Genomic DNA, 26,267 nt, shown 5'->3' on the forward strand with positions numbered 1-26,267 from the left:
GGTTTTACAATTTCATTTCCCACGATGGGAAGCCGATGATAAAATTGGGGGGTTAGGCTAACGTGGCTAGGATGGACACACCATGATCAAGAAGGCAGAAGGCTGGAGCATTGTCCTTCTGGGATACTGGAACCGGATGATATTCACGCCTGAATGGGTGGGATCCAATCTATTCGGATCTGGAAGCTCTGTTGAAACAGTTGTCGCGCTTTTGCCAGTTCTGCCAATAATTTACCGCGACACCAGTGTTTCAATCGAGATCTCCAACAGTCGCATCATCTGTCGGTCCAGGCGACTGGATTCGGAACATGCATTGCAAGGTGTCGGCAAAACGGCGCACGAAATACTCAGGTTGTTACCTGAGACGCCAGTGAAAGCAATTGGCGTCAACTACGAGTTTGTCGAGAATTCGCCATCTGAAAATCTCGTAGAACTTTTTTCTTTCGGCGACGACGCACCGTTAGGTGAGGCAGGCTGGACAACAGAAGAGAGGAAGATCGTCCGGCGTCTTTCCGACGAAGATGACGACACGCTGAATTTTACACTGACCTATGGCGGCGAAGAACTCACCGTATCCTGCAACTTCCACACAGCTGTAGACAACGATCATGATATTGCACTCGGCGCAGTAGCCGATGATCGAGTCGCCAACCTTGAGGACAAAGCATTGTTGCTGCTGAAAAACTACTATGGCCTCATCTTGGAGGAAAGTGACGAATGATCTACGACTCAGAGCCAATCGAAGAGCAACTGTCAATTGCGAACACCCCCGAAGCGAGTCGAGTCATTGAGACCGAATCGCCCCAGTCTGCCATTACAGAAGCTGCTACTACCGCAGGCGAGACTTCAGAACATCAACGTTTTGTTTTTCGAATTGGTGTAGAGTCCCCCCCCAAACAAGTAAGCGTAATTCTGGATACAGACCAGATTTTGCAAAACAGCCGTGCGTTAAAGCTAAACGACGATATCCGAAGAGCGCTTGGACGGTAGAAGGATTCCATTGGCAAATCGGCATGGCAACGCATTACGTCTACGATGACCCTGATGCGGCCCAACTTTTCCAGGGGGATGTCCTTAAGCGAACGGACGAACTTACGGACCTGCTGCGCAAGTTTCACCGACACTACGCAGACCACGACGATTACAAGTTCTTCTCGGTGCTCACTCAAACGTGCGACCTAGTTCGTCGAGACGGGAAGCCCTGCAAAGCAGCGTATCTTACCATCGCTGCAGCAAGAACACTCGAAGAGACTCTTATTCGTGAGGCCGCAAAGAAACAGTCCGACTGGCAGAAGGAGACAAAAGTAGTCGGGGTTAAGCAGCGCGAGGAACTTCTGAGATTCTTGGAGCATGTTATTGACAACAATGAACCAGGATACTTCTACCTCCACGAAGATCAAACTCTTGGCATCCATCGCCCATGCTGTGTCGTACTAGCTTTATCAGTTGCACTGAGGGCTCAGCATTACGACCTTCTTCTTAGGGCGAAGATTGCTCAGATCAAGGATACATTTCAGGCAAAGCTGGGATGGCTCGTTGCCCAAGTCTATGGTCGAGTGGGTACTCCTGAATGGAATCAGCACTACACCGACAATCCGCTGCACCGATTCGTGAAGGCTCAATTAGATCGTACGCTTGCATCCATTCCAGACGAGAAGATCAAGGAAGGCATGGACGAACTTCGATCCAAGGACCAGTTGGCTGAGAAGTCGCCGGAAGAGATCTTCAGCTATATCCGGAAAACAAAACTAGTGCCACGCCGCAAGAAGTTTGAACAACGAGCCTCGGAGGTAGGTAAAGACGCCAAGCTGATTAATCCCATCCAGGGACGATTAATTACAACGCTAAAGTCAGATGGGCAATTGGAGAACGCGATTTCTAGCGTGCTTGAGCAATCAGAACTTCCCGACGAGTCCAAGGAGTCAGTTCGAGGCGACTTGGTTAAGGAGGTCTGCCGGTGTGTGTCCGACATCCTTGTTGACGAGAGCTTTCCCGATCGTCAAAAGATCGTGGACAAATTCATTGCTCAGATTCTCAATGACGCACAGATTTCAGGGCTGCTAAAGTAACTGCTAGGCTTCGTCCCATCGTTGCTTTGCATTGTCTTGAGCTTCGGTAGCCGCACGACTTTTCTTTGCCATGTCGAGCATGCAATGGGCATTCCAGATCTCCCTGCGGATAGGGTGAACTTCGTTCCAGATGTTCTCTAGGTCTTTTGTCATTGGATTTCCGATTCGGTCACCAGCTTCTCCATCGCCGTTGGTATCGCAGTAGCCGTAGGCCTCAAGTGGCAAGATGAGCATCTTGCCCATACGCCCCATGACTGCATCCAATTGGCGTGCGGAGTAGTTAACGTATTGATGATCTACAGGCCGCTCCCATGCTGCGAGTTCACGTATATGTTTCTCGGCGATTTCCCGAGCCTGCGACTGCAATTCCCTCACTCTCTCTTTAAGTACGCTCAGTTGTTGCTTGCTAAGTTCAAGCGTAATGTTCGAATGTTTTTTTACGAAGCGTTCGGCCTCATCCCAGTACCAACGCTCCAAACGAGCAGCTACTTTATCGATCAATCTTGAGCGAACCGGATTCAGCGATTCCAGCAGAGCGTCGTATTCCTTTTGGCATTGTTCAACCTTGGCGTCCAACTCTTCATACATCTCGTTTGTCTCCTGCGTTGAGTGACCGGCGTGGCCATTATCTGAAGTTTGTGCGTTACAGCCAAGGCGAACAGGAATCCGCCCAACGCCGCCCACCCAGCCAATTCCTCGGCCCTCCTCACCCAATCGCCCGCCGGGCCCCCAAATCGCGAGAAAAAACCGGGGTTGCCTCCCCCAGTTGGGGGCGGGAAAATAGGGGCGTCAAACCCGTCGACCGCGGCCAACCCGCGGACGGCACCGAGGAAAATTGAAAATGTCAAACTCCAAATTGAAATCAGAGCGCGGCCATGCGCTGGTGTGGAGGATCCGTAAGGACTCCGGGCGGTGTCAATTTCCGCCTGACAACGCCATCGCATGGTCGCGCTTTCTTTTGCCCTCGCCACTCTGGCAGGGCGAGAAAGGAAGCCATCGATGGCGACCACTACCATTCCCGATTGTCGCGACGTCCACGCTCTCATTCCCTGGTTGCGTCGACGCTGGATTGAGGTCAGCGGCAAGAGGGGCACACCGATCGTTTCACCGGAGCGATTCCTGCTGAAGCTTCGCAGCGGGTGCCACATCGACCGTCCGACGTTTCTGGCAATGCGGCGAACGCTGCAAGCCTACTACGCGACCGAGTTCGGCGAAGGCATCGACCTGCACCCGATTGTAGGCAGCGAGAAAGGGGGTGCCCTATGCAACGTAGGATAACCCGCACTGAGTTTCTACGCATCGAGAAGCTGCTCGCGGATTCGGGCCAATCGATGTCAGCAATCGCACGGTCCGAGGGAGTGAGCAATACCACCGTCCGGGCCATCCGCGATGGCTCGCATCCGTTCCAGCGGCCACCCGAGGAGCTAAGGTCGCCCCCAGGTCAGCTGGAGCGGTACCTGCCAACGCCCGAAGAGATCGCCGAGCAATGCGTGATGTTGCGTCGACGGCGACACCCAGAGCAACCGGCCTGGGAGTTCCCCGTCGTGTCCGCGAGTCTGCTGCAACTGTAACCACCCGCCCAGGTTCGTGATTCACGAACCTGGGCTTTTCATACCTCACAACCGGGCCCGCAAACCCGGCAAAGGATAACCGATATGTTCCGTTTCCCAGCTAACCGAATCGACAAGCCGGCGGTGGTGATCGAATACGATTGCCGCGGCCGTCGCACGTCGAAGACCTTTACCGACGAGTTCGCCGCTCGCCGGTTCTACGCCACCAAACTCAAGTCGGGCTGCAACCCACGAGTTTGCAAGGGTGGCCGGTATCAACCTACTTCCGACCAGGAGCAAAACGAAACCGTTTTCCCGATCGGAGGATTCAGTCGATGATACCCAAGACCCTCAACAACCTGGACGCGTTCGAAGTCATGTCGGCCATGCAGAAGCATATCCGGCGTGGCGAAGAACGTGAGGCCATGCACTGCGCGTGCGAACTCGGCCATTCGTCCAAGGCGTTCTTCACCATGCTCTGCAATCGGCTCGAGTTGATTGCCCATGAGGACATCGGCCTAGCGAACCGCGAAGCCTGTATCTTCACTGCGGCCACGATCGCCCAGGTGCGACGGTTCTACGAACCCGACAAACCTGGCAAGTGGCGGCTCATGGTGGGCAACGTGATTCTGACGCTTTGTCGCAGTGCCAAGTGCCGGGAAGGCGACCACTTCCAAGCGGCCATCGGGCAACGTGTCCTGATGGACGACACGGCGCCAGAGCTTCCCGACTACGCTTTCGACCACCACACCAGTCGGGGTCGGAAGCTGGGGCGGGACCTGCAGCACTTCCGCGACGTCAGCACCAAGCTGATACCGCCGGCCGAGCCGGATACGTACGAAGCGGAAGCCTACCAGGTGTGGCAACGGAAGCACGACGCGAAGGACGTCGGCACTAACCCTGGTCGGAAGGCCAAAGAGACGTTGTTTAGTTGATCGAACCCCACCGCCCGCCGTCGTTCGCGCGGCGGCGGGCTTAACTGTCACGGAGGATGCAATGGAAACCGCAAAACCGGCTCGGAAGAAAAAAGTTCGGCCTGTCAAACTGCCAATCGCACACATCGAGCAGGTGGCCGCTCAGCTCGGTGTCAATCGCGACTGGATCAACCGCAGATGGCTACAAAGCGACAATCCACCACCGCACTTTAGAGACGGAGACGCTGTGTTCTTTGACCTCGCTTTGCTTCAGCAATGGGCGCAACAACGTTGCTTGCCAAACTGGCAGCCACCAGCCTCCCCAGAATCGACGCAAACGATTGGACCCGATACCTAAGGCACTGGAGAGAACCATGCTCGAGAACATCACCACCTACGTTGTGAAGCCCAACGGCCGCAACATCTTCCAAATGCGTTACCTCGACCCGTACACCGGCAAAGAGGTCACCCGATCGACCAAGTGCACCAAGCGCAAGGATGCTGAGAAAGCCGCCGGCGTGTGGCAGGACGAACTGCGGCGCGGAGTCTACGTTCCCACCAGCAAGGCCACCTGGGCGGAAGTGGTGGAGCACTACAAAGAGACCGTGCTCGCCCAACTCGGCGACGGCACAGCCACAACCTACTTTGCGACGTTCAACAAATTCGAGACGCTCGCCAAGCCGCAACGGATGGCGGACCTGACCACGAATCGAGTCGTTCGGTTTGTGAAGGACTGCCGCGAGAAGGGACTATCAGAAGCGACGATCTCGCGACACCTGCGCACGCTGAAGGTTCTGGCCCGCTGGGCCAACAAGCGCGGCATGCTCTCGCGGGTGCCGACTTTTGAGATCCCCAAACACGTGAAGGGCACCAAGCGCATGAAGGGCCGCCCGATCACCCTTCAAGAGTTCAACGAGATGCTGCTCAAAGTGCCCAAGGCCCTGGAGGACGAACCCAAGATGAAGCGCGGCGCCGATACCGTCCGTTTCTTCCTAAAGGGCCTGTGGTGCTCTGGACTGCGTCTGAGTGAGGCTCTCGCCTTGCGGTGGGATGATGCGCCCGGGGCCATCGTGGTCGATCGGAGCGGCAACCACCCGCTGCTGCGGATTCCTGCTGAGGCGCAGAAGTCGGGTAAGGACCAAATGCTACCGATGGTTCCCGAATTCGCCAAGCTGCTCGACACGGTGCCACCAGAGGACCGCAGCGGCCACGTGTTCGATATGCCCCGGGATCGGCACGCCACAGGGCGGTTCGTATCGTCGATCGGCAAGCTGGCCGGCGTGGTGGTCGACAGCGCGAGCGGAAAATTCGCGTCGGCTCACGACCTGCGGCGGGCGTTTGGGTTCCGCTGGAGCCGCAAGGTGATGCCGGCCGTGCTGATGGAACTGATGCGACACGCCAAAATCGAAACCACGATGGCGTTCTACGTGGGTGACGATGCCCAGCGGACCGCGGCGGAGCTCTGGAGCATGGAATCCGGCCAACCTGACCGTTTACCTGACCATCCGGAAGAGGTTGCCGAGCAGACACGAAAAAACCCCTTCGAATGAAGGGGTTTGAAAGCGACGCGGACGGGACTCGAACCCGCAACCACTGGATCGACAGTTCGGTCGGTTTGTAGCACCGACCTTTCAGCCACGTTCAACGGCTGTAAAATGCGTCTCTGTCGATTCGAATAATTTCGATCCGGGCGGCGATTGGGTGACCTCTCGGGTGTACGCTAACGAAACCAGCCAGCGGGGTAGCTCCCTGCGTCGCAACTCGCGGTCGTCGCACCTTCCTGTCGGCGACCGCGGGGCGCGGGCTGAGAACAGGAAGGCCCTGCAATGGCAACCGAAGGTGATCTGTTGCAGCACACGCTGGACGAAAGTCTGCGGATGCTGAATCGGTTCTATGGCTGGATGGTCGATGCTGATGACCGTAAATCTGGGCAGGTCGCTGCGGTGGTCCTGGCGTCAGGCGAGCGAATGGAGTTCGATGTATCCGGCGTGGGCTCCGATGATCCTCGAGACCGCGCTATTGCCGCGACAATTGTCCATTTGGTGACGGCTCACGAGTATGCTCGGGTGCTGCAGCGCGACATCGATACCATTGACGTCAAAACCGCCATCAATCTAGCAATGAATGCTCGGGAGCACCTAAACTGGGGGCGGCTGCTGGTGCCCGCCCAATTCGACTTAGAGCAGAAGGCTCGGAGCAACTCAGGCCGGGCTAAGGGTGGCAAGGCGTCGGCAGTCGCGACCGATGAAGAGTGGCGATTGATAGTTGATGCCCGCGACGCGATGAAGGCTTCGAAGGCGACCGCCGCTCTGCGAATCTCGCACCAGCTATACCTTGGAGAGTTCCCTGGCATTGATCGAAGTATCGAACTCAGCAAGAGCCAAATACGTCAAAAGAAAGTCTGACGTTCTCTTAGTGTCCGTCATTCGTCACGGACCGCGTCGGTATCTTTCGGGTGTTCCAGCCGTGCTTCACTAGCACGATGGAACGTGATTGAAACCTATCACGTTCACCCGAGAGGCGAGACATGCCACGCACGCTGCAAGGTCCGCGCGAGATCCACCCCAACTCGCTCTATCGCAGTTCCGAGCTGACCCGGTTCGGTCTTTCTCATGTCACCCGTTGGCGGCTCAAGAAGCTCGGTATCGAGATGGAGCCGATCCGCTCGGGTGGATCAGTGTTCTACGAGGGCTCCGAGATCATTCGCATATTGAAGCTCCGCGCCGAGCTGGCCGCCAAGTCCTGATTTGCCACAAGGATTGGGCGATGGGGAAAGGATTCATCACCATGCCGCGTGCCGTGCTAGACCAACTGCGTGACGACTTCGAGCTGTATGGCTTGATGGTCCTGCTGGTCGATTTGGCGGCCTACCAGGAGCGCCCAGGGCGTAACGGGGAGGTGTTGAAGCCTGGCGAATTGTACGCCGGCAAGAGGCGGCTCGCAAAGCTCACAGGCCGAGCCGCCTCATGGTGCGAGCGCGGGACGGCTCGGCTTCAAAATCAAGCCTTAATCGAGCCACAACCGAGCCGGGGCGAAAAGATCGTAAGTATCTGCAATTGGGGGACTTACCGACCGCCACCACGACGGCGGCGAGCCAGGACCGGGCCAGATTCGAGCCGGAGTCGAGCCACGACCGAGCCAAAATCGAGCCAGGACCGAGCCCTTTCAACTAATAACCAATCAACTAACAACCAACTTCCCCCTCCGGGGGACTGGGGGGAGGGGGAGCGCGAGGAAGTCGAAGTCAGGCTGATTCGAGCCGGCGTTGCGAAGGTGGCGACCGCGATCGATCAAGCCCGCGCGGGTGGTGTGACCGCCGAGCACGTGTTGGACCTGATCGAATTCTGGACTCGCTATCGAAACGGCTGGGACGATCCGGCGTCGAAGCTGTACTTCCGCATTTGCAACGCTCGCCGCGGAGTCGCGGTCGAGGAAGGTTGGCAAGAGTTCCGCACCGGCTACAACGCGGGACCCAAGGGCACCATGAGCAGCGAATGCCGATCGCTGATTCGCGAGCTCGATGGCGACTCGGAGCTAGCCGCCATCCTCGGTGACTCACACCAGTTCCCGGCCGACGTATGGCGATCGTGCCACCGTGAAGCATCACAGACAGCTCCCGCCGGTTTGCCACCTGCGAGAGTCAACCTGTTGGCGGCAAGGCTGTACCGCGAACGAAAAACAAACGGCCACGCGACGAATGGGAGCCACTGATGCCCAGACTGTACCCACAAATAGCGAAGTTGTCGCGGCCGTACTTTGAGAAGGGGCTCGCCAAGTGCGTTGCTGAATTGGATCGCGATGAGGCCGAGCGGCTGCTGAGGCAGCACTTGCCCAGCGTGGCCGCGACGCTGATTGCCACATGGCCTGAGGGTGAACCCGTTCGCGGTGCTGCAGAAGCTGCGCTGATGGGGATCTGGGAGGAACTTGAGCGGTGATCCATGGACGAACCACAACCGGAGCTGATCGAGCCGCACGCGAAGCCGTTGGTACCCGGCGAGGTGCTGCAGCGCGTTGCTGCCATGCGACCGAGCGGCGCGGAGCAACTGCTGCTCCAGCACTTCCCCAAGCCGCTGGTGCGGAAGCTGCTCGACGGTTGGGAGGGCTTGCTTCCACCTCGAGGCGCATTGAGGGACGCGTTGGTCGTCGCCGCAATGGAGGAACGGCACGTAGCTGCCGACCGGGTAGCGCAGGACGCCAAGAACCGGCAGGAACGCGAGCGGCTCGCACGCCGGCGACGAGAACGGGAGGGAACATAGCGTGGTAGACCTCAAACCAAAACCGGCCGTTTGGCTTGGCGACGCCGCCAACATCGATGCTGCAGGCGAGGTGTTCCACGAATGGCACCCGTCCCTCGACGTGTTGCACCTGTCCGGAGCTCTGGACTTCGACAATCAGGTCGAGGCGGCCGAGCTGCTGGAGAGTTTCGCGCGACCGGTGTTCGCTGTGTTCGATAGCCGGGCCCAGGCGTCGACCGGCTGGGAGCTGACTGTTCAGGCCGTCGACCAGGTGCGACACCACAAGCGGCTGCCGGTCGCGGTGCTGTTGCTCGATGGGCTTGGCCGCGGTCTCGAGTTGGCAGCGATGGCGGATGTTGCATTCGTGCTGCCCACTTCGCGCGTGGGTCAGTACGGCGCTCGCCTCGAGTCGGGCCAGTTGGCCACCGGCTGGCAGTGGGATGGGCGCCGACTAACGCCTGGTCGGCATTGGAATGTGTCTCGCGAGCGGCTGACTTGGTTGCGCGACAACTCGCTCGGTGCCGAAGCCGCCGAGCATTTACTTGGCCTGCTGCCGGCCGACGATGCGGATCATGTGATGGAAGTTTTTGGCGAAGTGTGCAGGAGGCACCCGAGACGATGAATCATCCACCACGACAATTTAAGCTCGCGGCGATTTTGTCCGGCCACGAAGCCCTGCTTTGGGACCCTGAGGCGAAGGTCGCCGCGCCAGATGATTCGCAAGGGCCGACAGCCGAGCTGGGCAAGGTGGCCCGAGCATCGATGTTCGGTGTGATCAACGGCAACTACTGCGAACGATTGCGGTCTTGGCTGCTGCACGTCGCCGCCAATGATCGATTCTCGTCTGTGCTGATCCTCATTAACTCACCCGGTGGCAACGCTGATGGCCTTATCGAGACAAGTGAAATCATGCGGCGGGTACGAAAGTCGAAGCCGATCACCGTGGTGGCAACTGGACTCTGTTGCTCGGCCGCTTTCTGGCTCGCCGCACAGTCGACAACCTTTATCGCGTGTCCCAGTGCTCTGCTGGGCTCGGTTGGTGTTCGCTCCACCCTGGTCGACTCAAGCAAGTTTTATGAATCGCTTGGCTTGAAGGTCATCCCGTTGGGGACCTCAACGAAAAAGATTGTCAACACGGAAGGTGTGCCAGTCTCTGACGATGCCATTGATTATTACCAGCAGTTGGTTGACGGCTGCATGCGGGACTTCCAACTCGACCTACTGAAGTCTGGCCGGTTCAACGACAAACAGGTAGCCGAGCTGTCGGACGCTAGTGTGTTTGACGCGGCCGAGGCGAAACGTCGTGGCGTAGTTGATCGTGTCGCGCTGCTCGAGGATGTATTCGGCGAACTCGACCACGGCACGGCGATTAGTAACGTGTCAACCGACCCCTATGGAGATCTCTACGGCGAGAAAGCCTACTCCAAATTCATGGAGTTGGCTCAGAGCGAATGGCCCGACGGAGAACTTCAATACGCGTCCGACCTCCGTTCGAGCCAGGTGGCTCGCATGCGGCGCAAGTACCCCAAGCTGACAGCTGCCATGGAGCCAATGACCTCGTTCGACGAGTGACACCAACCACCCGACCCACCAACAACCGGAAAAGGAATTCCAAATGCCCAAAACCAAGAAACCAGCAGAGCAGCTCGACCCGACGTCGATGGCGTCGACCACCAGCGCGAGCGACTCGGCTCGAGAAACGCCAGCGGCGGCTCCGGCCGCAGATCCTCCCGCCGTCAGTGGCGATGCGGGATCCGCGAGCCCCAGCCGTTTGCCGCCGGTGACCAGCGAAGCCACGGCGATTCTCGACAACGAACGCGCCAACATGCTGCTGATGGCCACTGCTTTCGAAAGCGTTATCGACGACCTGGCTGATCGACACGACGAGGCTGCAATCGCCAACCTGGTTGTGCGACCGGAGGAGTGGGCGTTGCTTCGCTCTGCCGGCCCAACAGAATCGGACGGTACGCCAGCGATTCGCACCCGCCACGACCTGCTGCGCCAGCTAGAACGCCGCCTTGCCACCAGGCGCATGCTGGACGACTTAGGCGGCCATTGGCCTGCTGTGTTGGAAGCTGCCCAGGAGCGGCTTGCAGAGGCTTCGGAGGTGCTCACCCACACCCGGGCCGATTTGCAGGACCTGGAGGTCGAAGCGGTAGAAGAACCAGCGCTCGAGGCTCAGTTGCGCGTGCTAACTCGGCGACTTGCCGAGCTGCGAAAGCGCCAATCTCTCGCGGCGAGCGAGGTTGCTCGGCTGCAAAGCTTGCACACCACGTTGTGCACGTTGGCTCCGCCCATCCTTCGACAGATCGTCGAACAGCGTACACAGGACCTGGGAGTCGCAGCTGCGCAGGCTGAAGCGGACCAACTCGAGCGCACGATCGCCGAGCATCGAAAGTGGCTCGATAGATCCAGCTATCTATCGCTTCGGCGATGGACGGAGCCGTACCAGAGTCACGTGATCGTCTGGCAATTCGTTGAGAACAAATGCCCCGAAGCTCTTGATCAATCGCACGGCACCACACGCGGCGACCGTTCGTTGCGGGCGAAGGTGTGGCACGCTTGGCTTGATGAACTCGAGGACGACCTGCCGAACAAAGAGCAGCAGCTCGAAGGATTGCGGGCCGATACGGCCGCGCTGTTGGACAAAGCGCGTGCACCGTTGCATGCCTGGATGAATGCGAAGCGGCTGGAGCTCGACATGCTGCAACCGACCGACTGAATTCTGCCGCCAGCGCGTGTTGGTGGATCACCTGTGTTTACTTTAGGAGACTTACTATGGCGAAGAACGCCAGCCAAACCACCGGCAAGAGTGGCAGCGAGGTTACCGAGGAGCAAGTCCGGGCCGAGATGCGAGACTTGATGCGACACGAGGGCTGCAGCCGTCGAGAAGCAATGTACCGCATGAAGAAGCGGTACCCTGAGGCCAGGGCGATGTTTAAGGTGGGACGACCGCTGCCAGAGTAGTTCATGGGCTGCCGTGTGGCGGCGGGGTCCAGCCTATTAGTGCAGGTCGTCCCCCGTCGCCCGCGGCTTCCCCTCCGACTTTCAATAAGGACTTGAGACATGCGAGCAGAATTGATTAGTGAATCGGTCCGGCACTTTCCCGTGTCTGCGAAGGTGCCACGGAACCGACTGGTGCGTCTATCGAGTGGCGAGCCGGTGCTGGCCGGTGCGACTGACGAGGATGTGATCGGCGCGGGACAAGGTTGGAACACAAGTGCACCTTACGGCAGGGTAGCAATGCGATCAGCGAGCAGTAGCTACCTAGTTGAAGCCAGCGGCGAGGTGACCGAGGGCGTGGTGTACCAAGCTGCAAATGGCATGGTGGCATCGTCGGGCACGGTGGTCGCTGGAGTTGCGCTCGAGGGTGGGACCGACGAACCTGTCCAGGTCATGCCCCTGTAGCGGCAGGCGACGGCCTAGGGGCACCCCCACCCCCCGGAGGGTTAGGTTCTTCCCCTGGGGGCCGCCCCACAGTGGGCTTCGCCCGCAATCGCGGCACTTTTATTCACTTGGATCGCGCAGGGTAAGTAAGTAACGGAGCGCGGGGTGGTGGTGGTTAGGACTCATGGCGACCGAAAAACGACAACGCGAATCGGCCTGGCTGACGGTGGCACAGCTCGCCGACGCGCTGGACGTGTCGCAACACTTTGTGCGCGAAGAGGTGCTGCGATGCACCCCCAGCGATGCGAAGAAGAAAGAGGGTGGCCGCTGGCTGGTGCATGGTCGGACCGCGATCGAGGGTTACCTGTTGGATCAACTTCGCCGCCGACTGCCGGCCAACGAGCCAATTGAAGATCCAGTGTTTCTAATGGAGTAGATAATGAACTTTCTGTATTTCAAATCAGGCGACACCCGTAAGGTCGTAACCAAGGATGACGTCGCCGAGTTGGGCCTCGAGTACGCTCTCGGCGCGTCGATCGAGAATCGCGAAGCGGTCGCCGGTCCCGGTGGCCAAAAGGGCGTGGTATTCTGCGACTCAGCGCGGTCCGGCAATCGCCAAGCCGGCTACTTCCCGGACAAGCAGACCTGGCGTGAAATGCCAGCCCGCGACGGTCGCCCGCCCCTCTACATCGGCTATTGGAACGACGCGAAGCCGACGCCCGAGTCGCTGGCGCGCGAAGGCAGGCTGAAGTCGGTGCCAGTCATCATGGCCGATGATCAGCCGTGGCGAATTCCAATCGTGCGCCAGTTCAATGAAGAGACTGGAGAGTACGAGTCGAAGCTGCCGGCGTACCTCGACTACGACGAGCATGGCAACGCGGTTCGAGGTCGAACACTCGATTGCTACCAATCGCTTTGGGACTTGACTGCCCCAGTGGTGGAACCCGACTTTGGAACCGGCGATCCGGATGAGGATGAGCTGAAGCTCTTTACCGCGGCCGTGGCGCTGCTGCAGGCCAACTACGTTGTTGACCTGCCAGAGCTCGCGATACTGGGTGTGCTCGCTGCCGACGACTCGATTGTTGCCGCCATACAAATTCACTGCCGCTACGATCAACTCTTGCGGCTGACGCAACAAGACTCCGGAGAGTAACATGAGCGCACAATTCGAACTCCGCGGCAAAAGTGCTGGCGTGGTGAAGGCCGTTCGCGATTTGAACACGGCCCTGGACACGAGCGAGAAGTCCTTCAAGGACAACGCCAAAGCGGCCGACGCCATGTCGCGCGCTGCGGAGCGCATCGTTAAGCAGACTGAAGGGGCCCAGGCCAGGTACAATCGCAAGCTCGAAGAAACCAACAAGCTGCTAAAGCAAGGGGCACTCAGCCAAGAGCAGGCCGCGCGAGCCACGGCCTATTACAGACGGAAGCTCCAGGAGGCGGGCAACGCCAGCGAGGGCGCATTCGGTAGTGCGATGATCACGAAAATGGGCGCGATGGCAGGCGGCGTCGCGGCTCTGCATCGTGCTTGGAGCCTGGCAGTTGAACTTGTCCGAGAGTATCGCGCTGAAGTCGAAGCCTCGGCCCAGAAGCAAGTGACCGGTGTCAACGCCAAAGCCAAACTGGTGCAACTCGCTGGTGCGGACACCAAGAAGCGAGAGCAACTGTTTCGTTCGTCCGACCTGACTTTTATTGAAGGTTTCATTGCCAGCGAGGAGGCGTCCCAGCGGTTAACGTTCGAACTCGACAGCGGCGGCGTTCTCAAAGATCGAGCATTCTTTTCAAAACTCTCCCTGATCGATGATGCTGCGACGCTTGCCAAATCGACGGCTCTAACCCGCGCGGGTTTCGCTGGTGGGGATGACGTTGGCACCAGTCGGGAGCTGGTGTCGAAGGCGATCGCCGGTGCGCTACCCGCCACCGGCGTTTCGCCCGCCCAGATTGCTGAGGGCGTTTCAACAGTCGCCCCGTTGGCGAAGAAATTCGGGTTGAGCGACGAAGATGTACATGCTGGTGTTTCTCGTATCGCACAGACGCTTGGCAGCGGTACCGAAGCCGGCAACGCCATGCGACGCTTGCTCAGCGCGCTGGCTCGTCAGGGTGTTGCGGATGACCTTCAGGGGCAGGGCCTCGAGGGGGTTATCAACTTTGTCAAAGAGCAGGAACTCAGCAAAGCCGGCCTCACCAAGTATCTCGGCTCAGTCGAAGCGGCTGGCGCTTACGACGTACTCTCCGACACCGACGCGTTTCGAACACGCCTGAGCGAGATCAACGCTGCTCAGCAAAACAACCTTGCAGGTCAGACCATTCGCAACGCCGTCGAAGATCCCGAGATCGCCGCCGCGATCTACCGACGCCGCGGCGAAGCGGTCAAGGAACTCTCTGCTCGGCCTCAGGGCATTCGGGAGAACCTCTCCGAAGGTCAGCAGGCGCTCGACCGCGGACTCGGTAGAACGGAGGGTGTGCCGGAGTGGTTGATGGCCACTGGCGACTTCGTGCTCGACACGTACCAGCATTGGTACGGACCAAACGTCGATTTCCGATCGCGGCGGGGCGCGTCGCCCGACGCGCTGCTGCAGGAGCAAAACGAGAACCTCCGCAAGCTGATCGAACTACAACAGGAAGCCAACGAACTTCAGAAGGGCAAGGCGGGGTTCAGTGCCACGGAGAGATTCGAAGGCGATCAAATGCCCATGCCTGCCGGCCGACTTCAGCAGGAACTGCAAAGAATGGTCTTGGGTGCAGATTCACGCATGCCGGAGTAACCCATGACCACCGACCAACACATCCGCAAACTGATCACCGGAATGTACCAGAATGATTGGCGGACCGACCTGCCGATCAGCGACCTAGCCGAGAAGTTGATCGACCTTGCGATCGACGGCATGGTCGACGAGCACATCACTCCTGACCAGGTCATGGCGTGCCGAACCCGCGGCGAGTTCTACGAGCTGATTCGCCAGCTACCCGAGCTCGCGCTCCATGCGGCCGGCGAGTTGTCCCCCGACGAACTGCAAGAGGGTCGCAACCTGGTTGATCGCACGGTGCAGACCTTCGATCGGCAGATTGCTGAGCTGGAGGCCGAGTTGGACCGTCGACCACCGACGTAGCCAGCGATGCTCAGACTGCTTGGGCTTTTTTCTTTCTTGGTAAGACGATGGACTTGTTTGTTGGAATCTGCTTCGCATTATCCAGCAGTATGTACTGCTGCTTCCCACTGGGCTCGAAAATGATGATAGTTGGATCTTGCTGGTAACAGAATCGTCGATGATCAGCTTCGCGCACAAAAGAATATTCAACCGTGGTACTGCCGTAGTCCACCGTTACGGAGTCTGGGAAACCGTCTGCAGCTTCTCTCTCCGCCGCATCCAAGTCAAATTGGACTGGCATCGTCGATTCACCCGGGCGAAGCATCTTCGCCGCGGTGGAGAAGATGGAAGACCTGAAATGATACGGCTCTCCATCCTCCAAAAATCCAATCGAAATCGAGAACTGAATATCTACAAGTTTGCAGCCGGATTCATTCGTCAACACGACGACTACGTCATTTGGCGGTCCGGTCATGCTGGCAGCGAGTTTTGGCTCGATCCCAGCTTCCAGCATGCGAGACGTGAGCCGAGTGTAGACGACAGTTGCCACACAGATCACCACCGCAGTGATGCCCTGAATCACAGCCGCAATTGCCACAATCGTTTCGAGGTTCATTGTTTCGACCTTAGTGGGAACGAATCGATTTTTCCCTCCCGCACTGAATTCGGTGCGGGGCTGTCGATCTTGGAGCGCATCGTCAAGAAACCCATCATCCCACGTCACACGCGTCTGGTCGACCAGGTGCCACCAGTACTGCCGGCGAGGGGCGATCGACTGCATGAGACCACGGCGCCCGTGGCGGTGGGATCCACAGCGGGAGACGTGCTAGCGGCGAGACAGGGAATCGGGTTGTCAATCGGCGGGAGGCGGGTAAGATTGTAGATGCTAAACCCGTCGATCGCGGCCAACCCGCGAGCGGCAAAGAGGAATTCTGAACAATGCTAAACTCTATTCTGAAAACAGAGCGCCGGCGTGCGCAGGTTTGGGGTACCCGTAAGGGCCCCGGGCGGCCTCAGAATCCGCCTAGCAAAGCCTTCGCACGTCGGCGCTTTCTTTGCGCCCTCGCCATTGCCAACGTCACCCGGCATTCTCGCGAGGCCAGGAAAGGGACTGGCCAAGTATGGCTACCGTCACACCTACGCGACGAAGTGGAACCTCCCGCAATTTCAACAACCTCGCGGAGCTGCGCGACTACGTGCTCGAGCACGACGCCTGGCACCTGCTGAAGTGGACCGACAACGTCGAACCGCTCAGCGCCGAGGACCGCTGGGCAGTCACTGAAACGGAAGGGGGTGAAGCTTGAACGCAACAGTCCCCCACGCCGACACCGTCGGCCATGATCCGTTGGAAGCCGCCAAGCCGCTGCTGTTGCTTGGCTGGACTTCCCCGTCTCTGTTGGCCGCTCGCGTAGCGCTGGAGCAATGCCTGCTTGGCATGGCGGCGGAGCGATCGCTAGCGGTGCCAGAGAGAGCGACTATTGGAACGCTGGTAAGGATGTTCGAGAACCACCAGCTACTCGCCGGTGGGCTCTGTGTCAGAACGCAGTCCCTGAACGCCGACTTGAGCAGGGTGGCGCACGGCCAGGCTGTGAACGTCTTCACCGCCATGCAACTGATCGAGCGAACGGAGCGGCGCATGCAGGACCTCCGCACCGCCGAACCGCCAACACGTCGACGGAAGGGAGGTGCCAAGTGCTAACCCTTCAGGAAGTCCGACGGATCGAAGCGCTAATCGCGGCCGGCGGGAGCATTCGTAAGATCGCCCGCCAAACGCGCATTAGTCATTGTAGCGTGCAGCTCATTCGTAGCGGCAAGCATCCGCAGCAACTGCGACCGCGAGAACCCGAAAAGGTCACGCCGATAGTGGCGAAACCTAAACCCGAAGTGGCTGAGTCGCCACCACCAAAACGGAAGGTTACACCGTTGAAGAGGCCGCCCATAAAGCCGCCTCACCCCAAGTCTGATGACGGGGCGTATCTACCGAGCCCGGAGGAAATCGCCGCCAAGTGCGAGGAGTTCCGACGAAGCAATCCGCGCAGGGCTGTGCCGCGGTATCGGTTCCCGGTACTTGGTCAACTGTAACCATCACCACCCGCCGGCCGCACCGTCGCGGCCGGCGGGCTTCTCACAAACGGCAAGACCCATGACCCAAATCACCATCACCATCACCATCGACCCCGACGAACACGCTCGACTCCGACGCCTCGCCGCGTATGCCGGTCTCGGCCGGCCGGAAGTTTTGCTCGAGCGCTTGCTCGACCACACCGACCAGGCGATCACCCGGCCCGGCGCGTGGGAGCGCGACTGGCTGGCCCAAATCGTAGGACCTGGCCCGCTCGCCGCGTGCGACGAGCAAACTGCCGAATAGGCAGCCACAGGACGCCCCAGTTTCGCACGGAAGCGATCAACCCGACCCCAAGTACCTGGAGAAAGCAATGACCGAGACAGTCAATGTCCACGTTCTGAAGCGAGCCGGCCGCAACGTGTGGCTGATGCGATACCTCGACCCCTACACGAAAAAGCACGTCACGAAATCGAGCGGCCACATCAAACGGAAGGACGCGGAGAAAGCAGCCGGCGTTTGGCAGGAGCAACTGCGCAGCGGAACCTACATCCCGACCAGCAGGGCCACGTGGTCCGATGCTATTGAACGATACAAGGTCGTGGTGCTGCCAACGCTCGGCAAAGAGACCGCCACCACCTACTTGGCGACGTTCAACGTATTCGAGAAGTTGGCCACCCCAGAGCGATTGTCGGACCTTACCACCAATCGGATAACCAGGTTCGTAACCGATTGCCGCGAGGACGAGCTATCGGAGGCCACGATCGCCCGGCACCTGCGCGTGCTGCGACTATTCTCTCGCTGGTGCCACGGGCAAGGGATGCTAAACCGCCTCCCCAAGATCGAAATACCGAAGCGAGCGAAGGGCAGTAAGCGGATGAAGGGCCGTCCGATCTCGCTGCAGGAATTCAACGAGATGCTGCTCAAGGTCCCCCAGGCGCTCGAGGATGATCCGAAGGTGAAAAGCAGCGCTGACAGCGTCCGGTTCTACCTGAAGGGGCTGTGGTGTTCGGGGCTGCGTTTGAGCGAGTCGCTGAAGCTCCGGTGGGACGATGCCCCCGGCGCCCTAGTGGTGGACTTTAGCGGCAAGCACGCGTTGTTGCGGATCCCTGGTGAGTCTCAGAAGTCGGGTAAGGACCAGGTGCTCCCCATCGTTCCTGAGTTCGTTCGGTTGCTTGAGACCGTGCCTACAGAGCAGCGAATCGGCCACGTGTTCGATATGCCCCGGGACCGGCACCTCACGGGGCGATTTGTGTCGTCGATCGGTAAGTTGGCCAAGGTGGTCGTGAATCCCAAGACCAAGAAAGCCGCCAGCGCCCACGACCTGCGACGCTCGTTTGGGGACCGCTGGAGCCGAAAGGTCATGCCGGCCGTGCTGAAAGAACTGATGCGTCATTCCGATATCCGGACCACGCTGGAATTCTACGTCAGCGACGATGCCGAGCGGACCGCAGCAGAACTCTGGGCGGCCGATTCCGATTTGGGTGTACGCTCAGGTGTACGCTGCGAGAAAGAAGAGCAAGAGGCACAAAAAAACCCCTTCGAATGAAGGGGTTTGAGAGCGACGCGGACGGGACTCGAACCCGCAACCACTGGATCGACAGTCCAGGACTCTAACCAATTGAGCTACCGCGCCTTGTCAGGGCTTTTTTGGCCGTGGGAGCCACCTACCCCGATGGAGGTGGTTCGCTCGTCCAGAGCCCGGCATTTTAGCCAGCTTAGTATCGGATCGTCAATTGGACCCTCGGACTTTACCGCGGGGCCAGCTTCACGACCGGTGGCAGGACGCGACCCTGCCGGGCGAGGTTCGCCCTGCTACGGCCCTATCTGGCACGCGGTTGGTAGCGTTTGTGCGGATTCTGGCGGATGGGGCCCGCTGGAAGGAGGCGTTTTTCTCGCTGCTGCGGGATCCTCCAGCCGGGGCGGGTGAGGCACGTTCTACACTTCATTCGGCCCAGTACCCGCTACTGTCAGGAACCTGTCCGATGGACAACGTCTACATCAAGATTTCCGAGTGGTTCGATGCCTTCATGGGAGGCACCTGGCACTGGTTCAACACGCTCAGCCGCGAGGAGTGGGTGGTCGTGCTTGGCGTGGCCGCCGCCTGCGGGTTCCTGTGCATGCGGGGCTTCGGCTCGCGGAGTAACTTCTAACTACTTTTGGCGACGCTGCGGAAGATCGGGATCATGGAACTGTTCGATTGGGTTTCCGGGGTGCTGGTCGGCATTCCCGTCACCGTGGGGCTGGCTGCAGTAGCCGTGGTGGGCTACGTGTTTGGCCGTCGTACCCGAACGGTGGAGCCGAGCAATCTGGCCGCTGTCGGGCCCCGCGAACTGCATCGAGCCGCGCGCGTTGCTCGGCAAATGGAAGATACCATCGACGAACTGCGGCAGCGGTTGGCCGAGCATCGCACGTTCGTCGATCGATTTAAGTCTAAGGTCGACGAGGCGTCGATGCACGATCCGCGTTCGGCGCTCAACCTGCTCTCCAACGAAGCGGAAGAGATCATCCTGCCGACGCTGCGGTTCGCTTCGCGATTGTCACACGCGTACGACGAACTTCGCCAACAGTCGCAAGTGCTGTCGAACTTTACCGAGGGACGAACCGATCCGATCACCGGTTTGGGCAACACCCCAGCGCTGGAAGAACAACTGGAACTGGCGCTGGCCGATCGCGCCCGCGGTGGATCGCCCGCCTCGATTGCCTTGGTGAGCGTCGAGCCGCCGCCCGAGTTGACGCCGGGAAGCGATGAGCATCGAGAGTTCATCAAACGAGTGGCGACCGAAATCGAACGCTGCGTGCGCGGCCATGACTACATCGCCCGATTGGGGGGAGCAGAATTTGCCGTGCTGATGCCGAAAACACCGCTTTCGGGCGCCCGCGTTTTCGGTACGCGTCTCCGCAGGCAACTAGTAGCGAGCCGCGAACTGGAGGCCGGCTGCGGCATCGCCGAAGCCCTGCCTGCCGACACTTCCCAAGGCTGGCTGTCGCGAGCCGACTCGGCCCTGTACAGCGCCCGAGCCGCCGGGGGGCCTTCTCAGTATCTTCACACAGGCGAGGGCCTGCAGGTGGACAACGAGCCGGTGGAAGGCGTGACTCAACCGCAGGAGGTTGAAGTCGCACTTTAGGCTTCCGGTATCCCGCGAAAACCGGACTCCAAAAAATCGTGTCTTCCTACTAGGATGCTGGCTTCTCCGAACCGGGGCTCAGTACCGGCTATCTAGCCGCGTGGCGGCATATTTCGCGGTTTCCCGGCTATTCTGGCGTTTTCAGCACTCTGCGGCGTCGGCGATATCCAATTGGATCAAGCCGAGCGAGATGCTGGCCAAATCCTGAGCAGCTGATTACCATGGACGGATACCATCGATTGCCCGCAACCAAGGGGGGCATGCGCCGCTCTAAAGGCCAGGGCTGGGCATCGGTCGTCTTGGCTGCAATTCCTCACCAATTTGGTAGGATTGGTGGTTGCAACGTCCCTGCTGGGCGCTACTTACCCACCAAGAATTCCCCTCGCTGCGCAACAAGGTGCACCTGCTGGTGCTCGCGAGACTGCCGGGGGCGACGGAACATTGAACAGAGGCTCCACTGTGATCCATCCAAGTCTTCGTGCTCGAACGTTGTTCGGCTGTTGTAGGCTCCTGTGCTACGGACTGCTAACGCTTGCCGGTGCCACGGCGATGGCCGGCGATACGCCGCCTCCTAACATCGTTGTGGTTTATATTGATGATCAAAGCTGGAATGGTACTTCCGTGCCTATGGATCCAAACAATCCATTGTCCGGAAGTGACTTCTATCAAACTCCGAATCTCGAACGCCTCGCTTCGCAGGGCATGCGGTTTAGTAACGCCTACGCCGCCGCGCCGATATGTTCTCCCTCACGTTTGGCGTTGACGACCGGTATCTCTCCCACGGCAGCGGCGTACACCGACGTTTACAAAGTAGATGAGCTGCGTGGATTCGGTTATGCTCCTCTCACACCACCTCAAGTGCTTCCTATTGAACCCACGCAGGCGACGGGCATCGCCCAACGCGTGAAGGAAGGGAACAGCAACTACGTCAGCAAGATGGTCGGTAAGTGGCACGTTGCCGGCTCCACTGCACTGGATTTTGGATTCGACTCTTACGACGAAGTGAAAGGTTCGACAAGCGACGATCCTCGTACCATCACGAGTAAGACGAATGTGGCCATCGATTTCATGACGGAACAGGTTGCGCAGGACTCGCCGTTCTTTCTGGAACTCGCACACATTGCGCTTCATAGCCCGTACATTCCAACTCAAGAGAACTTGGACAAGTACAACGCATTGCCGACCGGCTCGGTACACAGTAACAGATCGTACGCTGCGTACACGCAAGATCTGGATGATGGAATAGGAACTCTCCTGGACGCTATCGACGATCTTGGCATTGCCGACAATACGTATGTCGTCTATGCCTCGGACAACGGAGCGGTCAACAACATCAGCAACAATCGTCCACTCACGGGTGGCAAGGCAACGCTTTTCGAAGGCGGTATTCGCACACCCCTGTTCATTAGCGGTCCCGGTATCGAGGCAAACTCGGTATCGCACACGCCCGTCACTACGGCTGATATCTACTCCACCGTAAGTAAGTTGGCAGGCAACAATACTCCTCTGCCTAGTCGCGTTGAGGGGGCCGACTTGACACCGCTACTATTTAACGAGGGCGACCTACCTGCAGGGATGGACCACCTGGATCGCACCTACTCGGATGACGGCGCGATTTTCTTCATGCAAGCCACCAATCTTGGAGTTAGTGCAAACTACCGCATTCGGCCAATGGCTGCGGTGCGCCAGGATAATTTCAAACTACTTCGCATCTTTGGAGAGAACGGCGACCCGGACCAGAATCTATTGTTCGACTTTTCGCAATCGCTTTCGGAAGCAGAGTATTCCACCGACTCGTTGAATGTTGCTGCCCAGTTCCCAGATGTGCACGCCGATTTGATCGCCAAATTGGACAATTGGTTCGAATCTACTGACGCTCCTTTGCCGTACGATGTTAAGAAGCCCGTCGATATCGTCTGGCAGGGACAGAGCGACCTGAGCACCTCTGACACCTGGCGTTCTCAAACAGATGTCAAACAGAGATTCCGCGAAAGTTGGTATTTGGATGGCGGCGCGCAATACGCAACTGCGGAATCAGACATCCAGGGGCTCCCTGCGGACGTCATGAGCTTCGATGGAAGCAGTTCGGCCAGCCGGCAGTTCTTCCATGTATCCGACCGCGGCAATCGTGCCAATAGTAGGAGGTTTGATACGGGAACGGCCGACTTCGATCGATCAGTCACCTTCCAGATGTGGGTCAAACTGGATGATCTCGACAACAGCCACACTCTATTGGAGTCAGGCGATCCGGACGCAGGGCTCTCGCTGACCATCGGAGATGCCGATTCGGACGGCTCCAACGACGATGCTCGCTTCCGCGTGGTAGGAGATTCCGGCGAGTACTTAAGTGTGACTGGTGATATCTCGACCCTGGGCGACTTCGTTACAGACTTTGCCCAGCTGACTATTGTCTACGATGATTCGCCCGACGCGCGGTCGTTGCAGATTCACGTCAACGGCCAGCTACTTGCAGAGACCATGGGCATGGTTGGCGAGGAGCACTCCTTGCATTGGGATAACTACATCCAGGGCCTACACTCTGCGAAGCTGGGCGCCTTTATCGCTGGGGAAGAAGGCGGTGCCGGCGGAGCGGGCGACCTTCCGTTCTTGGGGAATGGATTGAGGGGCGAGATCGCTTCGTTCTCGTTCCATAACTATGCATTGACAACCCAAGACATCGCAGAGAGCTACCTCTCCACGGTCTATACCGAGCCTACAGGGGATTTCAACGGCGACGGTGTCGTCAATCTGGCCGACTATGTTGTTTGGCGAAACGAACTCGGAGCCACCGGCGTGACGCTCGCTGCGGACGGAGATCACAATGGTGTCGTCGATTCGGCCGACTACGCCGTGTGGAAGAGCCAGTTTGGAATGACCACCGCCCAGTCACAGAACGCCCAGGTGCCGGAGCCGAGCACAGCTCTGTTGCTCGGGCTAGCCGGCTGCGGAATCGCTGGGCTTTGGCGGCGTCGCGCCGCTTGATGTCTCGCGGCACTTGCGCCGCTTCTTCAACCCTCCAAAAACTGGGGGCGGAATACCGCGTCTTCGGGCCACCGCTGGCCCAAAAGGGGGGTGGTTCGTTGACCCAAACCGGGGGGTAACCTACATTACGGTGGGTGAGCGGTCGTGGGCTTGTCCGGCACCTCGCCGGGTGGCTGGAGGCATGGCCGCCGCCGCTCCCTGTCGAGCCCAAACGCTCGTCAGAGCACTAGGACCCGCACCCTATCACAGGCTATGTGATTTCATACGAGGGGGACGCGTGATCGCCCCCTGCATTTGGAAAGGAATGACCCATGCCATTGTTCGAAGTAGAAACCGACAATCACATTATCATCACGTGGGCTGCCGACGCCGATTCCGCCACAGGCGTTGTGTCCGACGCGTACCCATCGGAAAACGTCATCCGCATGACCAAGCGCCCACGTGATACCTGGGTTATTTCGAAGAGTGCCCTTGGGATTGCCGAGGAAGTCGACATTTGCCACACCGCCCGCGATTGCCTGAGCAAGGCCGCTGGCGACAAAGTGCACGCCATTCGCCTCTACATGCACGAGACCGGAGTCGACCTCGAGCAGGCCCGCAAGGTGATTGAATCGAACATGGTCTTGGGTTGGTAATCGCCAGCTAACCTGCATGGGCCGAAAGGGCCAGCAAGTCATTCGTCGTCAATAAAGAAGGCCGCGCGCAACAAACGTTGCATGCGGCCTTTTTGCATTCGTAGTCCGATTGCCGCTGCTGGGGCCTAGTAGCGATTCGTCGGCGTGCCGTAGGCCGAAGGCGGCGTTGGCGGCGTGGTCGTCTCGGCGCCGGCCGGGCGAGTGGCCACGTTGACCGAAGTCTGCGTCGTCGGATAGGTCGACGTTCCACCCGGGCGGTATCCGCCGGGGGTACTGGGGACTTCAACCGTGGCCATGGCTTGCGACGTCTCGTTCGTCTCTACCGCAGGCGCCGTGGTGGCGATCGGTGCGGTGGTTGCCGGAACGCTGGCAGCTACGGGTGGTGTCGCAACCGGAGTGGTCGCAGCCGTTGCCGCGGGCGTGCTGGGCGTCGACAGGTTCAAGATGTTCTCAACGGCCACACTCGGAGTGTCGTACCGCGAGCGAGGCTGGTAGCTGCTGGTGTCGGCTGGTGTGCTCGCCAGGTTCGTGGTTGCCGCTGGAGTCGTCGCGGTCGGAGCGGCGGGGCTGGCGGGCGGGGCAGCGCTGGCCACGCTGTCGGCAAGCGGCGCCGAAGGCGTCGCGTAACGATCGTATCTGCTGGCGGGCGCCGCGTAGGCGTCGGTTGGCGGAGCGGAACTCATGAGCGAGTTGGCCGAGGGTGTCGTCGTCGGTTGCGAGCCGGGCAAGCCTGTGCTGGTCGCCGCGGGAGCACTAGCAACCGCTGTGGGTGCTACGGCCGAGTAGGGGCCCGCCTGGGGCGCCATACTGCCAGTCGAAGCGGCGGGAGCATCAGGAGTCGAACTCGCGAGCGACGGGAACGACGAAGGTGGAGCGGCAGGGAACACCGAGTGGTCCGAAGCAGGGGCCGAGGCGACCGACGCGGCGGGCGGGCTGGCCGGCGGCGCGCTGGCGATCGGTGGAACGTCGGATTTATCGGCGGCTAGCTTGGCCGAGGGCAGTTCCGGTGCGCCATCCGCCACAGCCGTTTCCGCCGAGCGGTGGAAATAGGTTGCCGGGTTCATCCAGGCGTATCGCGAACCGGCCGTTTGGCATCCGGTTGCGAGTCCGAGAGCCAACAGGGCCATCGCAGCGAGTGAAAAGTTTGTCGTTTTCATGGCTTCCATGCCTTTGATTAATGCCACTGGCGAACCAGCCGACGTCGTCCTCGCGATCCTTCGCGAAGTGCAACTGCGGTCCGAAGCGCACAGTTTTACTAAGCGCTCCATCTGGCAAATTCGGCTATCCGGTCGAACGGGCTCCAGTAGAGTCCTGTTTTTTCGACAATCCAATAAAAAAACCGCGACGCCAGGGATGCTGGCGCGCGGCGATTATAGGGTGTCGCGATTATCGGTCAACGGCGATTTGCCGTTGTGATGTTCTCTTCGCTGCAATTCGTTGCCCGCCGCAAGCGGTGGCATTGCTAGCGGAGCGGCGAATTTGATCGCACGCGGTTGGCGTGGTGTCGACTTACTTGGCGTCGGCGTAGCGCTTGCCAACCGCTTCCCAGTCGATCACGTTCCAGAATGCGGCGATGTAGTCGGGTCGGCGATTCTGGTAGTTCAGGTAGTAGGCGTGCTCCCAGACGTCGAGACCCAGGATCGGCGTGCGGCCTTCCATCCAGGGATTGTCCTGGTTGGGGGTGCTCTCGACCTTCAGCTTGCCGCCATCGACCGACAGCCAGGCCCAGCCACTGCCGAAGCGGGTTGCAGCGGCATTGGCAAATGCTTCCTTGAACTTCTCGAAGCCGCCCAATTCGGCGTCGATCGCTGCCGCCAGTTCGCCAGTCGGCGCGCCACCTCCGTTGGGGCTCATGACGGTCCAGAACAGCGAGTGGTTGGCGTGGCCGCCTCCGTTGTTTCGCACCGCGCCGCGGACGTTGTCCGGCACCGTGTCGAGTTTGGCACACAACTCTTCGATCGGCATATCCGCCACGCCGGCCGAAGCCAGTGCGTCGTTCACCTTGGTGACATACGCGTTGTGGTGCTTGCCATGATGGATTTCCATCGTCTTGGCGTCGATGTGGGGCTCGAGCGCGTTGGCGGGGTAGGGCAGGTCGGGCAGAGAATAAGCCATGGCAGGCCTCCGTGTGTTCGAGTCTACATAAGTGTCAACGCACCTGCGGCGCGCTACGCCGATCACTCCCAGGGAGTGGGATTTGCGTTCCGGCGGGCGCGGTT

Annotated in this window: 34 protein-coding genes and 1 tRNA gene; 30 read left to right on the plus strand and 5 right to left on the minus strand. The window is 59.4% G+C overall.

Features of this window, described 5'->3' with window-relative positions; translation table 11 throughout:
• Window positions 1-82: 82 nt before the first annotated feature.
• Genes ACQK2L_RS13095 through ACQK2L_RS13105 form a run of 3 tightly spaced genes read left to right on the plus strand, consistent with a single transcriptional unit; the run spans window position 83 to window position 2,069 of the window.
• The gene (locus ACQK2L_RS13095; RefSeq protein ID WP_425397464.1) at window positions 83-721 is read left to right on the plus strand and encodes a hypothetical protein; all 639 of its coding nucleotides are present in this window, start codon (window positions 83-85) and stop codon (window positions 719-721) included.
• Window positions 718-990 carry a hypothetical protein gene (locus ACQK2L_RS13100; RefSeq protein WP_425397465.1) on the plus strand — a complete coding sequence of 91 codons (273 nt, stop codon included), beginning with the start codon at window positions 718-720 and terminating at the stop codon, window positions 988-990. Before ACQK2L_RS13095 ends, ACQK2L_RS13100 begins: the two co-directional genes overlap by 4 nt.
• Before the next feature lie 23 nt (window positions 991-1,013).
• Window positions 1,014-2,069 carry a hypothetical protein gene (locus ACQK2L_RS13105; RefSeq protein WP_425397466.1) on the plus strand — a complete coding sequence of 352 codons (1,056 nt, stop codon included), beginning with the start codon at window positions 1,014-1,016 and terminating at the stop codon, window positions 2,067-2,069.
• Window positions 2,070-2,072: 3 nt separating this feature from the next.
• Here the strand turns inward: ACQK2L_RS13105 and ACQK2L_RS13110 are convergent, their stop codons facing one another.
• Window positions 2,073-2,657: a hypothetical protein gene (locus ACQK2L_RS13110; RefSeq protein ID WP_425397467.1), complete on the minus strand. Its 585-nt coding sequence runs from the start codon at window positions 2,655-2,657 to the stop codon at window positions 2,073-2,075.
• A gap of 411 nt (window positions 2,658-3,068) precedes the next feature.
• Here ACQK2L_RS13110 and ACQK2L_RS13115 point away from each other — a divergent pair, with 411 nt between their 5' ends.
• From ACQK2L_RS13115 to ACQK2L_RS13205, 19 genes are all read left to right on the plus strand, one after another.
• Entirely contained in the window at window positions 3,069-3,347 is a 279-nt protein-coding gene (locus ACQK2L_RS13115; RefSeq protein ID WP_425397468.1) for a hypothetical protein, read from the plus strand.
• A complete protein-coding gene (locus ACQK2L_RS13120) occupies window positions 3,332-3,640 on the plus strand; it encodes a hypothetical protein (protein ID WP_425397469.1) in 309 nt (102 codons plus the stop codon). The genes ACQK2L_RS13115 and ACQK2L_RS13120 overlap by 16 nt, the downstream gene beginning before the upstream one ends.
• An 84-nt stretch (window positions 3,641-3,724) precedes the next feature.
• Window positions 3,725-3,958, plus strand: a complete 234-nt coding sequence (locus ACQK2L_RS13125; protein ID WP_425397470.1) for a hypothetical protein — start codon at window positions 3,725-3,727, stop codon at window positions 3,956-3,958.
• A complete protein-coding gene (locus ACQK2L_RS13130; RefSeq protein ID WP_425397471.1) occupies window positions 3,955-4,554 on the plus strand; it encodes a hypothetical protein in 600 nt (199 codons plus the stop codon). Before ACQK2L_RS13125 ends, ACQK2L_RS13130 begins: the two co-directional genes overlap by 4 nt.
• A 353-nt stretch (window positions 4,555-4,907) precedes the next feature.
• Window positions 4,908-6,083: a tyrosine-type recombinase/integrase gene (locus tag ACQK2L_RS13135; RefSeq protein WP_425397472.1), complete on the plus strand. Its 1,176-nt coding sequence runs from the start codon at window positions 4,908-4,910 to the stop codon at window positions 6,081-6,083.
• Window positions 6,084-6,359: 276 nt separating this feature from the next.
• Window positions 6,360-6,938: a hypothetical protein gene (locus ACQK2L_RS13140; protein WP_425397473.1), complete on the plus strand. Its 579-nt coding sequence runs from the start codon at window positions 6,360-6,362 to the stop codon at window positions 6,936-6,938.
• A 122-nt stretch (window positions 6,939-7,060) separates the two neighbouring features.
• Window positions 7,061-7,279: a hypothetical protein gene (locus ACQK2L_RS13145; RefSeq protein WP_425397474.1), complete on the plus strand. Its 219-nt coding sequence runs from the start codon at window positions 7,061-7,063 to the stop codon at window positions 7,277-7,279.
• Between the two features lie 527 nt (window positions 7,280-7,806).
• Window positions 7,807-8,244, plus strand: a complete 438-nt coding sequence (locus ACQK2L_RS13150) for a hypothetical protein (RefSeq protein WP_425397475.1) — start codon at window positions 7,807-7,809, stop codon at window positions 8,242-8,244.
• On the plus strand, window positions 8,244-8,468 hold the full coding sequence (locus ACQK2L_RS13155) for a hypothetical protein (protein ID WP_425397476.1): 225 nt from the start codon (window positions 8,244-8,246) through the stop codon (window positions 8,466-8,468). Before ACQK2L_RS13150 ends, ACQK2L_RS13155 begins: the two co-directional genes overlap by 1 nt.
• 3 nt (window positions 8,469-8,471) lie before the next feature.
• On the plus strand, window positions 8,472-8,789 hold the full coding sequence (locus ACQK2L_RS13160) for a hypothetical protein (protein ID WP_425397477.1): 318 nt from the start codon (window positions 8,472-8,474) through the stop codon (window positions 8,787-8,789).
• Window position 8,790: 1 nt separating this feature from the next.
• Window positions 8,791-9,390, plus strand: coding sequence for a hypothetical protein (locus tag ACQK2L_RS13165; protein WP_425397478.1), 600 nt, complete (start codon window positions 8,791-8,793; stop codon window positions 9,388-9,390).
• Window positions 9,387-10,340, plus strand: coding sequence for a S49 family peptidase (locus ACQK2L_RS13170; RefSeq protein WP_425397479.1), 954 nt, complete (start codon window positions 9,387-9,389; stop codon window positions 10,338-10,340). Before ACQK2L_RS13165 ends, ACQK2L_RS13170 begins: the two co-directional genes overlap by 4 nt.
• A 43-nt stretch (window positions 10,341-10,383) precedes the next feature.
• On the plus strand, window positions 10,384-11,490 hold the full coding sequence (locus ACQK2L_RS13175; protein WP_425397480.1) for a hypothetical protein: 1,107 nt from the start codon (window positions 10,384-10,386) through the stop codon (window positions 11,488-11,490).
• 56 nt (window positions 11,491-11,546) lie between these two features.
• Window positions 11,547-11,735, plus strand: a complete 189-nt coding sequence (locus tag ACQK2L_RS13180; protein ID WP_425397481.1) for a hypothetical protein — start codon at window positions 11,547-11,549, stop codon at window positions 11,733-11,735.
• Window positions 11,736-11,834: 99 nt separating this feature from the next.
• A complete protein-coding gene (locus ACQK2L_RS13185) occupies window positions 11,835-12,176 on the plus strand; it encodes a hypothetical protein (RefSeq protein WP_425397482.1) in 342 nt (113 codons plus the stop codon).
• 163 nt (window positions 12,177-12,339) lie between these two features.
• Window positions 12,340-12,591 carry a hypothetical protein gene (locus tag ACQK2L_RS13190; RefSeq protein WP_425397483.1) on the plus strand — a complete coding sequence of 84 codons (252 nt, stop codon included), beginning with the start codon at window positions 12,340-12,342 and terminating at the stop codon, window positions 12,589-12,591.
• A gap of 3 nt (window positions 12,592-12,594) precedes the next feature.
• The gene (locus tag ACQK2L_RS13195) at window positions 12,595-13,308 is read left to right on the plus strand and encodes a hypothetical protein (protein WP_425397484.1); all 714 of its coding nucleotides are present in this window, start codon (window positions 12,595-12,597) and stop codon (window positions 13,306-13,308) included.
• A 1-nt stretch (window position 13,309) separates the two neighbouring features.
• Entirely contained in the window at window positions 13,310-14,917 is a 1,608-nt protein-coding gene (locus tag ACQK2L_RS13200; protein ID WP_425397485.1) for a hypothetical protein, read from the plus strand.
• Window positions 14,918-14,920: 3 nt separating this feature from the next.
• Window positions 14,921-15,262 carry a hypothetical protein gene (locus ACQK2L_RS13205; protein ID WP_425397486.1) on the plus strand — a complete coding sequence of 114 codons (342 nt, stop codon included), beginning with the start codon at window positions 14,921-14,923 and terminating at the stop codon, window positions 15,260-15,262.
• Between the two features lie 10 nt (window positions 15,263-15,272).
• On the opposite strand, the gene ACQK2L_RS13210 is transcribed toward ACQK2L_RS13205, so the two are convergent.
• The gene (locus ACQK2L_RS13210) at window positions 15,273-16,022 is read right to left on the minus strand and encodes a hypothetical protein (protein WP_425397487.1); all 750 of its coding nucleotides are present in this window, start codon (window positions 16,020-16,022) and stop codon (window positions 15,273-15,275) included.
• Between the two features lie 340 nt (window positions 16,023-16,362).
• On the opposite strand from ACQK2L_RS13210, the gene ACQK2L_RS13215 reads away from it, so the two are divergent.
• The 4 genes from ACQK2L_RS13215 (at window position 16,363) to ACQK2L_RS13230 (ending at window position 18,852) form a co-directional block, all read left to right on the plus strand.
• Entirely contained in the window at window positions 16,363-16,545 is a 183-nt protein-coding gene (locus ACQK2L_RS13215; protein WP_425397488.1) for a hypothetical protein, read from the plus strand.
• Window positions 16,542-16,940, plus strand: a complete 399-nt coding sequence (locus ACQK2L_RS13220; RefSeq protein ID WP_425397489.1) for a hypothetical protein — start codon at window positions 16,542-16,544, stop codon at window positions 16,938-16,940. Before ACQK2L_RS13215 ends, ACQK2L_RS13220 begins: the two co-directional genes overlap by 4 nt.
• Before the next feature lie 444 nt (window positions 16,941-17,384).
• Window positions 17,385-17,609, plus strand: coding sequence for a hypothetical protein (locus ACQK2L_RS13225; RefSeq protein ID WP_425397490.1), 225 nt, complete (start codon window positions 17,385-17,387; stop codon window positions 17,607-17,609).
• 67 nt (window positions 17,610-17,676) lie between these two features.
• Window positions 17,677-18,852 (plus strand): tyrosine-type recombinase/integrase, encoded by a 1,176-nt coding sequence (locus ACQK2L_RS13230; RefSeq protein ID WP_425397491.1) that lies wholly within the window; start codon window positions 17,677-17,679, stop codon window positions 18,850-18,852.
• Between the two features lie 13 nt (window positions 18,853-18,865).
• Here ACQK2L_RS13230 and ACQK2L_RS13235 read toward each other — a convergent pair.
• Window positions 18,866-18,939: transfer RNA gene (locus ACQK2L_RS13235), tRNA-Asp, on the minus strand.
• A 349-nt stretch (window positions 18,940-19,288) separates the two neighbouring features.
• On the opposite strand from ACQK2L_RS13235, the gene ACQK2L_RS13240 reads away from it, so the two are divergent.
• From ACQK2L_RS13240 to ACQK2L_RS13255, 4 genes are all read left to right on the plus strand, one after another.
• The gene (locus ACQK2L_RS13240) at window positions 19,289-19,456 is read left to right on the plus strand and encodes a hypothetical protein (protein WP_425397492.1); all 168 of its coding nucleotides are present in this window, start codon (window positions 19,289-19,291) and stop codon (window positions 19,454-19,456) included.
• 33 nt (window positions 19,457-19,489) lie between these two features.
• The gene (locus ACQK2L_RS13245; protein WP_425397493.1) at window positions 19,490-20,431 is read left to right on the plus strand and encodes a GGDEF domain-containing protein; all 942 of its coding nucleotides are present in this window, start codon (window positions 19,490-19,492) and stop codon (window positions 20,429-20,431) included.
• Window positions 20,432-20,980: 549 nt separating this feature from the next.
• Entirely contained in the window at window positions 20,981-23,413 is a 2,433-nt protein-coding gene (locus ACQK2L_RS13250) for a sulfatase-like hydrolase/transferase (RefSeq protein WP_425397494.1), read from the plus strand.
• A gap of 311 nt (window positions 23,414-23,724) precedes the next feature.
• Window positions 23,725-24,048: a DUF6793 family protein gene (locus ACQK2L_RS13255; RefSeq protein ID WP_425397495.1), complete on the plus strand. Its 324-nt coding sequence runs from the start codon at window positions 23,725-23,727 to the stop codon at window positions 24,046-24,048.
• A gap of 125 nt (window positions 24,049-24,173) precedes the next feature.
• Here the strand turns inward: ACQK2L_RS13255 and ACQK2L_RS13260 are convergent, their stop codons facing one another.
• On the minus strand, window positions 24,174-25,205 hold the full coding sequence (locus ACQK2L_RS13260; RefSeq protein ID WP_425397496.1) for a hypothetical protein: 1,032 nt from the start codon (window positions 25,203-25,205) through the stop codon (window positions 24,174-24,176).
• 352 nt (window positions 25,206-25,557) lie between these two features.
• Window positions 25,558-26,163: a superoxide dismutase gene (locus ACQK2L_RS13265; protein ID WP_425397497.1), complete on the minus strand. Its 606-nt coding sequence runs from the start codon at window positions 26,161-26,163 to the stop codon at window positions 25,558-25,560.
• Window positions 26,164-26,267: the final 104 nt, after the last annotated feature.

The sequence above is a fragment of the Aeoliella sp. genome, assembly GCF_965227375.1.
Lineage (GTDB): Bacteria > Planctomycetota > Planctomycetia > Pirellulales > Lacipirellulaceae > Aeoliella.

Bases quoted from the DNA above. Each gene is read 5' to 3' on its own strand.
- ACQK2L_RS13145 (WP_425397474.1), top strand. From the start codon at position 7,061: ATGCCACGCACGCTGCAAGGTCCGCGCGAGATCCACCCCAACTCGCTC.
- ACQK2L_RS13205 (WP_425397486.1), top strand. From the start codon at position 14,921: ATGACCACCGACCAACACATCCGCAAACTGATCACCGGAATGTACCAG.
- ACQK2L_RS13250 (WP_425397494.1), top strand. From the start codon at position 20,981: ATGGCCGGCGATACGCCGCCTCCTAACATCGTTGTGGTTTATATTGAT.
- ACQK2L_RS13185 (WP_425397482.1), top strand. From the start codon at position 11,835: ATGCGAGCAGAATTGATTAGTGAATCGGTCCGGCACTTTCCCGTGTCT.
- ACQK2L_RS13100 (WP_425397465.1), top strand. From the start codon at position 718: ATGATCTACGACTCAGAGCCAATCGAAGAGCAACTGTCAATTGCGAAC.
- ACQK2L_RS13190 (WP_425397483.1), top strand. From the start codon at position 12,340: ATGGCGACCGAAAAACGACAACGCGAATCGGCCTGGCTGACGGTGGCA.
- ACQK2L_RS13260 (WP_425397496.1), bottom strand. From the start codon at position 25,205: ATGAAAACGACAAACTTTTCACTCGCTGCGATGGCCCTGTTGGCTCTC.
- ACQK2L_RS13200 (WP_425397485.1), top strand. From the start codon at position 13,310: ATGAGCGCACAATTCGAACTCCGCGGCAAAAGTGCTGGCGTGGTGAAG.
- ACQK2L_RS13175 (WP_425397480.1), top strand. From the start codon at position 10,384: ATGCCCAAAACCAAGAAACCAGCAGAGCAGCTCGACCCGACGTCGATG.
- ACQK2L_RS13105 (WP_425397466.1), top strand. From the start codon at position 1,014: ATGGCAACGCATTACGTCTACGATGACCCTGATGCGGCCCAACTTTTC.
- ACQK2L_RS13135 (WP_425397472.1), top strand. From the start codon at position 4,908: ATGCTCGAGAACATCACCACCTACGTTGTGAAGCCCAACGGCCGCAAC.
- ACQK2L_RS13240 (WP_425397492.1), top strand. From the start codon at position 19,289: ATGGACAACGTCTACATCAAGATTTCCGAGTGGTTCGATGCCTTCATG.
- ACQK2L_RS13160 (WP_425397477.1), top strand. From the start codon at position 8,472: ATGGACGAACCACAACCGGAGCTGATCGAGCCGCACGCGAAGCCGTTG.
- ACQK2L_RS13230 (WP_425397491.1), top strand. From the start codon at position 17,677: ATGACCGAGACAGTCAATGTCCACGTTCTGAAGCGAGCCGGCCGCAAC.
- ACQK2L_RS13125 (WP_425397470.1), top strand. From the start codon at position 3,725: ATGTTCCGTTTCCCAGCTAACCGAATCGACAAGCCGGCGGTGGTGATC.
- ACQK2L_RS13115 (WP_425397468.1), top strand. From the start codon at position 3,069: ATGGCGACCACTACCATTCCCGATTGTCGCGACGTCCACGCTCTCATT.
- ACQK2L_RS13140 (WP_425397473.1), top strand. From the start codon at position 6,360: ATGGCAACCGAAGGTGATCTGTTGCAGCACACGCTGGACGAAAGTCTG.
- ACQK2L_RS13255 (WP_425397495.1), top strand. From the start codon at position 23,725: ATGCCATTGTTCGAAGTAGAAACCGACAATCACATTATCATCACGTGG.
- ACQK2L_RS13155 (WP_425397476.1), top strand. From the start codon at position 8,244: ATGCCCAGACTGTACCCACAAATAGCGAAGTTGTCGCGGCCGTACTTT.
- ACQK2L_RS13180 (WP_425397481.1), top strand. From the start codon at position 11,547: ATGGCGAAGAACGCCAGCCAAACCACCGGCAAGAGTGGCAGCGAGGTT.
- ACQK2L_RS13265 (WP_425397497.1), bottom strand. From the start codon at position 26,163: ATGGCTTATTCTCTGCCCGACCTGCCCTACCCCGCCAACGCGCTCGAG.
- ACQK2L_RS13245 (WP_425397493.1), top strand. From the start codon at position 19,490: ATGGAACTGTTCGATTGGGTTTCCGGGGTGCTGGTCGGCATTCCCGTC.
- ACQK2L_RS13225 (WP_425397490.1), top strand. From the start codon at position 17,385: ATGACCCAAATCACCATCACCATCACCATCGACCCCGACGAACACGCT.
- ACQK2L_RS13095 (WP_425397464.1), top strand. From the start codon at position 83: ATGATCAAGAAGGCAGAAGGCTGGAGCATTGTCCTTCTGGGATACTGG.
- ACQK2L_RS13210 (WP_425397487.1), bottom strand. From the start codon at position 16,022: ATGCAGTCGATCGCCCCTCGCCGGCAGTACTGGTGGCACCTGGTCGAC.
- ACQK2L_RS13130 (WP_425397471.1), top strand. From the start codon at position 3,955: ATGATACCCAAGACCCTCAACAACCTGGACGCGTTCGAAGTCATGTCG.
- ACQK2L_RS13170 (WP_425397479.1), top strand. From the start codon at position 9,387: ATGAATCATCCACCACGACAATTTAAGCTCGCGGCGATTTTGTCCGGC.
- ACQK2L_RS13110 (WP_425397467.1), bottom strand. From the start codon at position 2,657: ATGTATGAAGAGTTGGACGCCAAGGTTGAACAATGCCAAAAGGAATAC.
- ACQK2L_RS13120 (WP_425397469.1), top strand. From the start codon at position 3,332: ATGCAACGTAGGATAACCCGCACTGAGTTTCTACGCATCGAGAAGCTG.
- ACQK2L_RS13215 (WP_425397488.1), top strand. From the start codon at position 16,363: ATGGCTACCGTCACACCTACGCGACGAAGTGGAACCTCCCGCAATTTC.
- ACQK2L_RS13195 (WP_425397484.1), top strand. From the start codon at position 12,595: ATGAACTTTCTGTATTTCAAATCAGGCGACACCCGTAAGGTCGTAACC.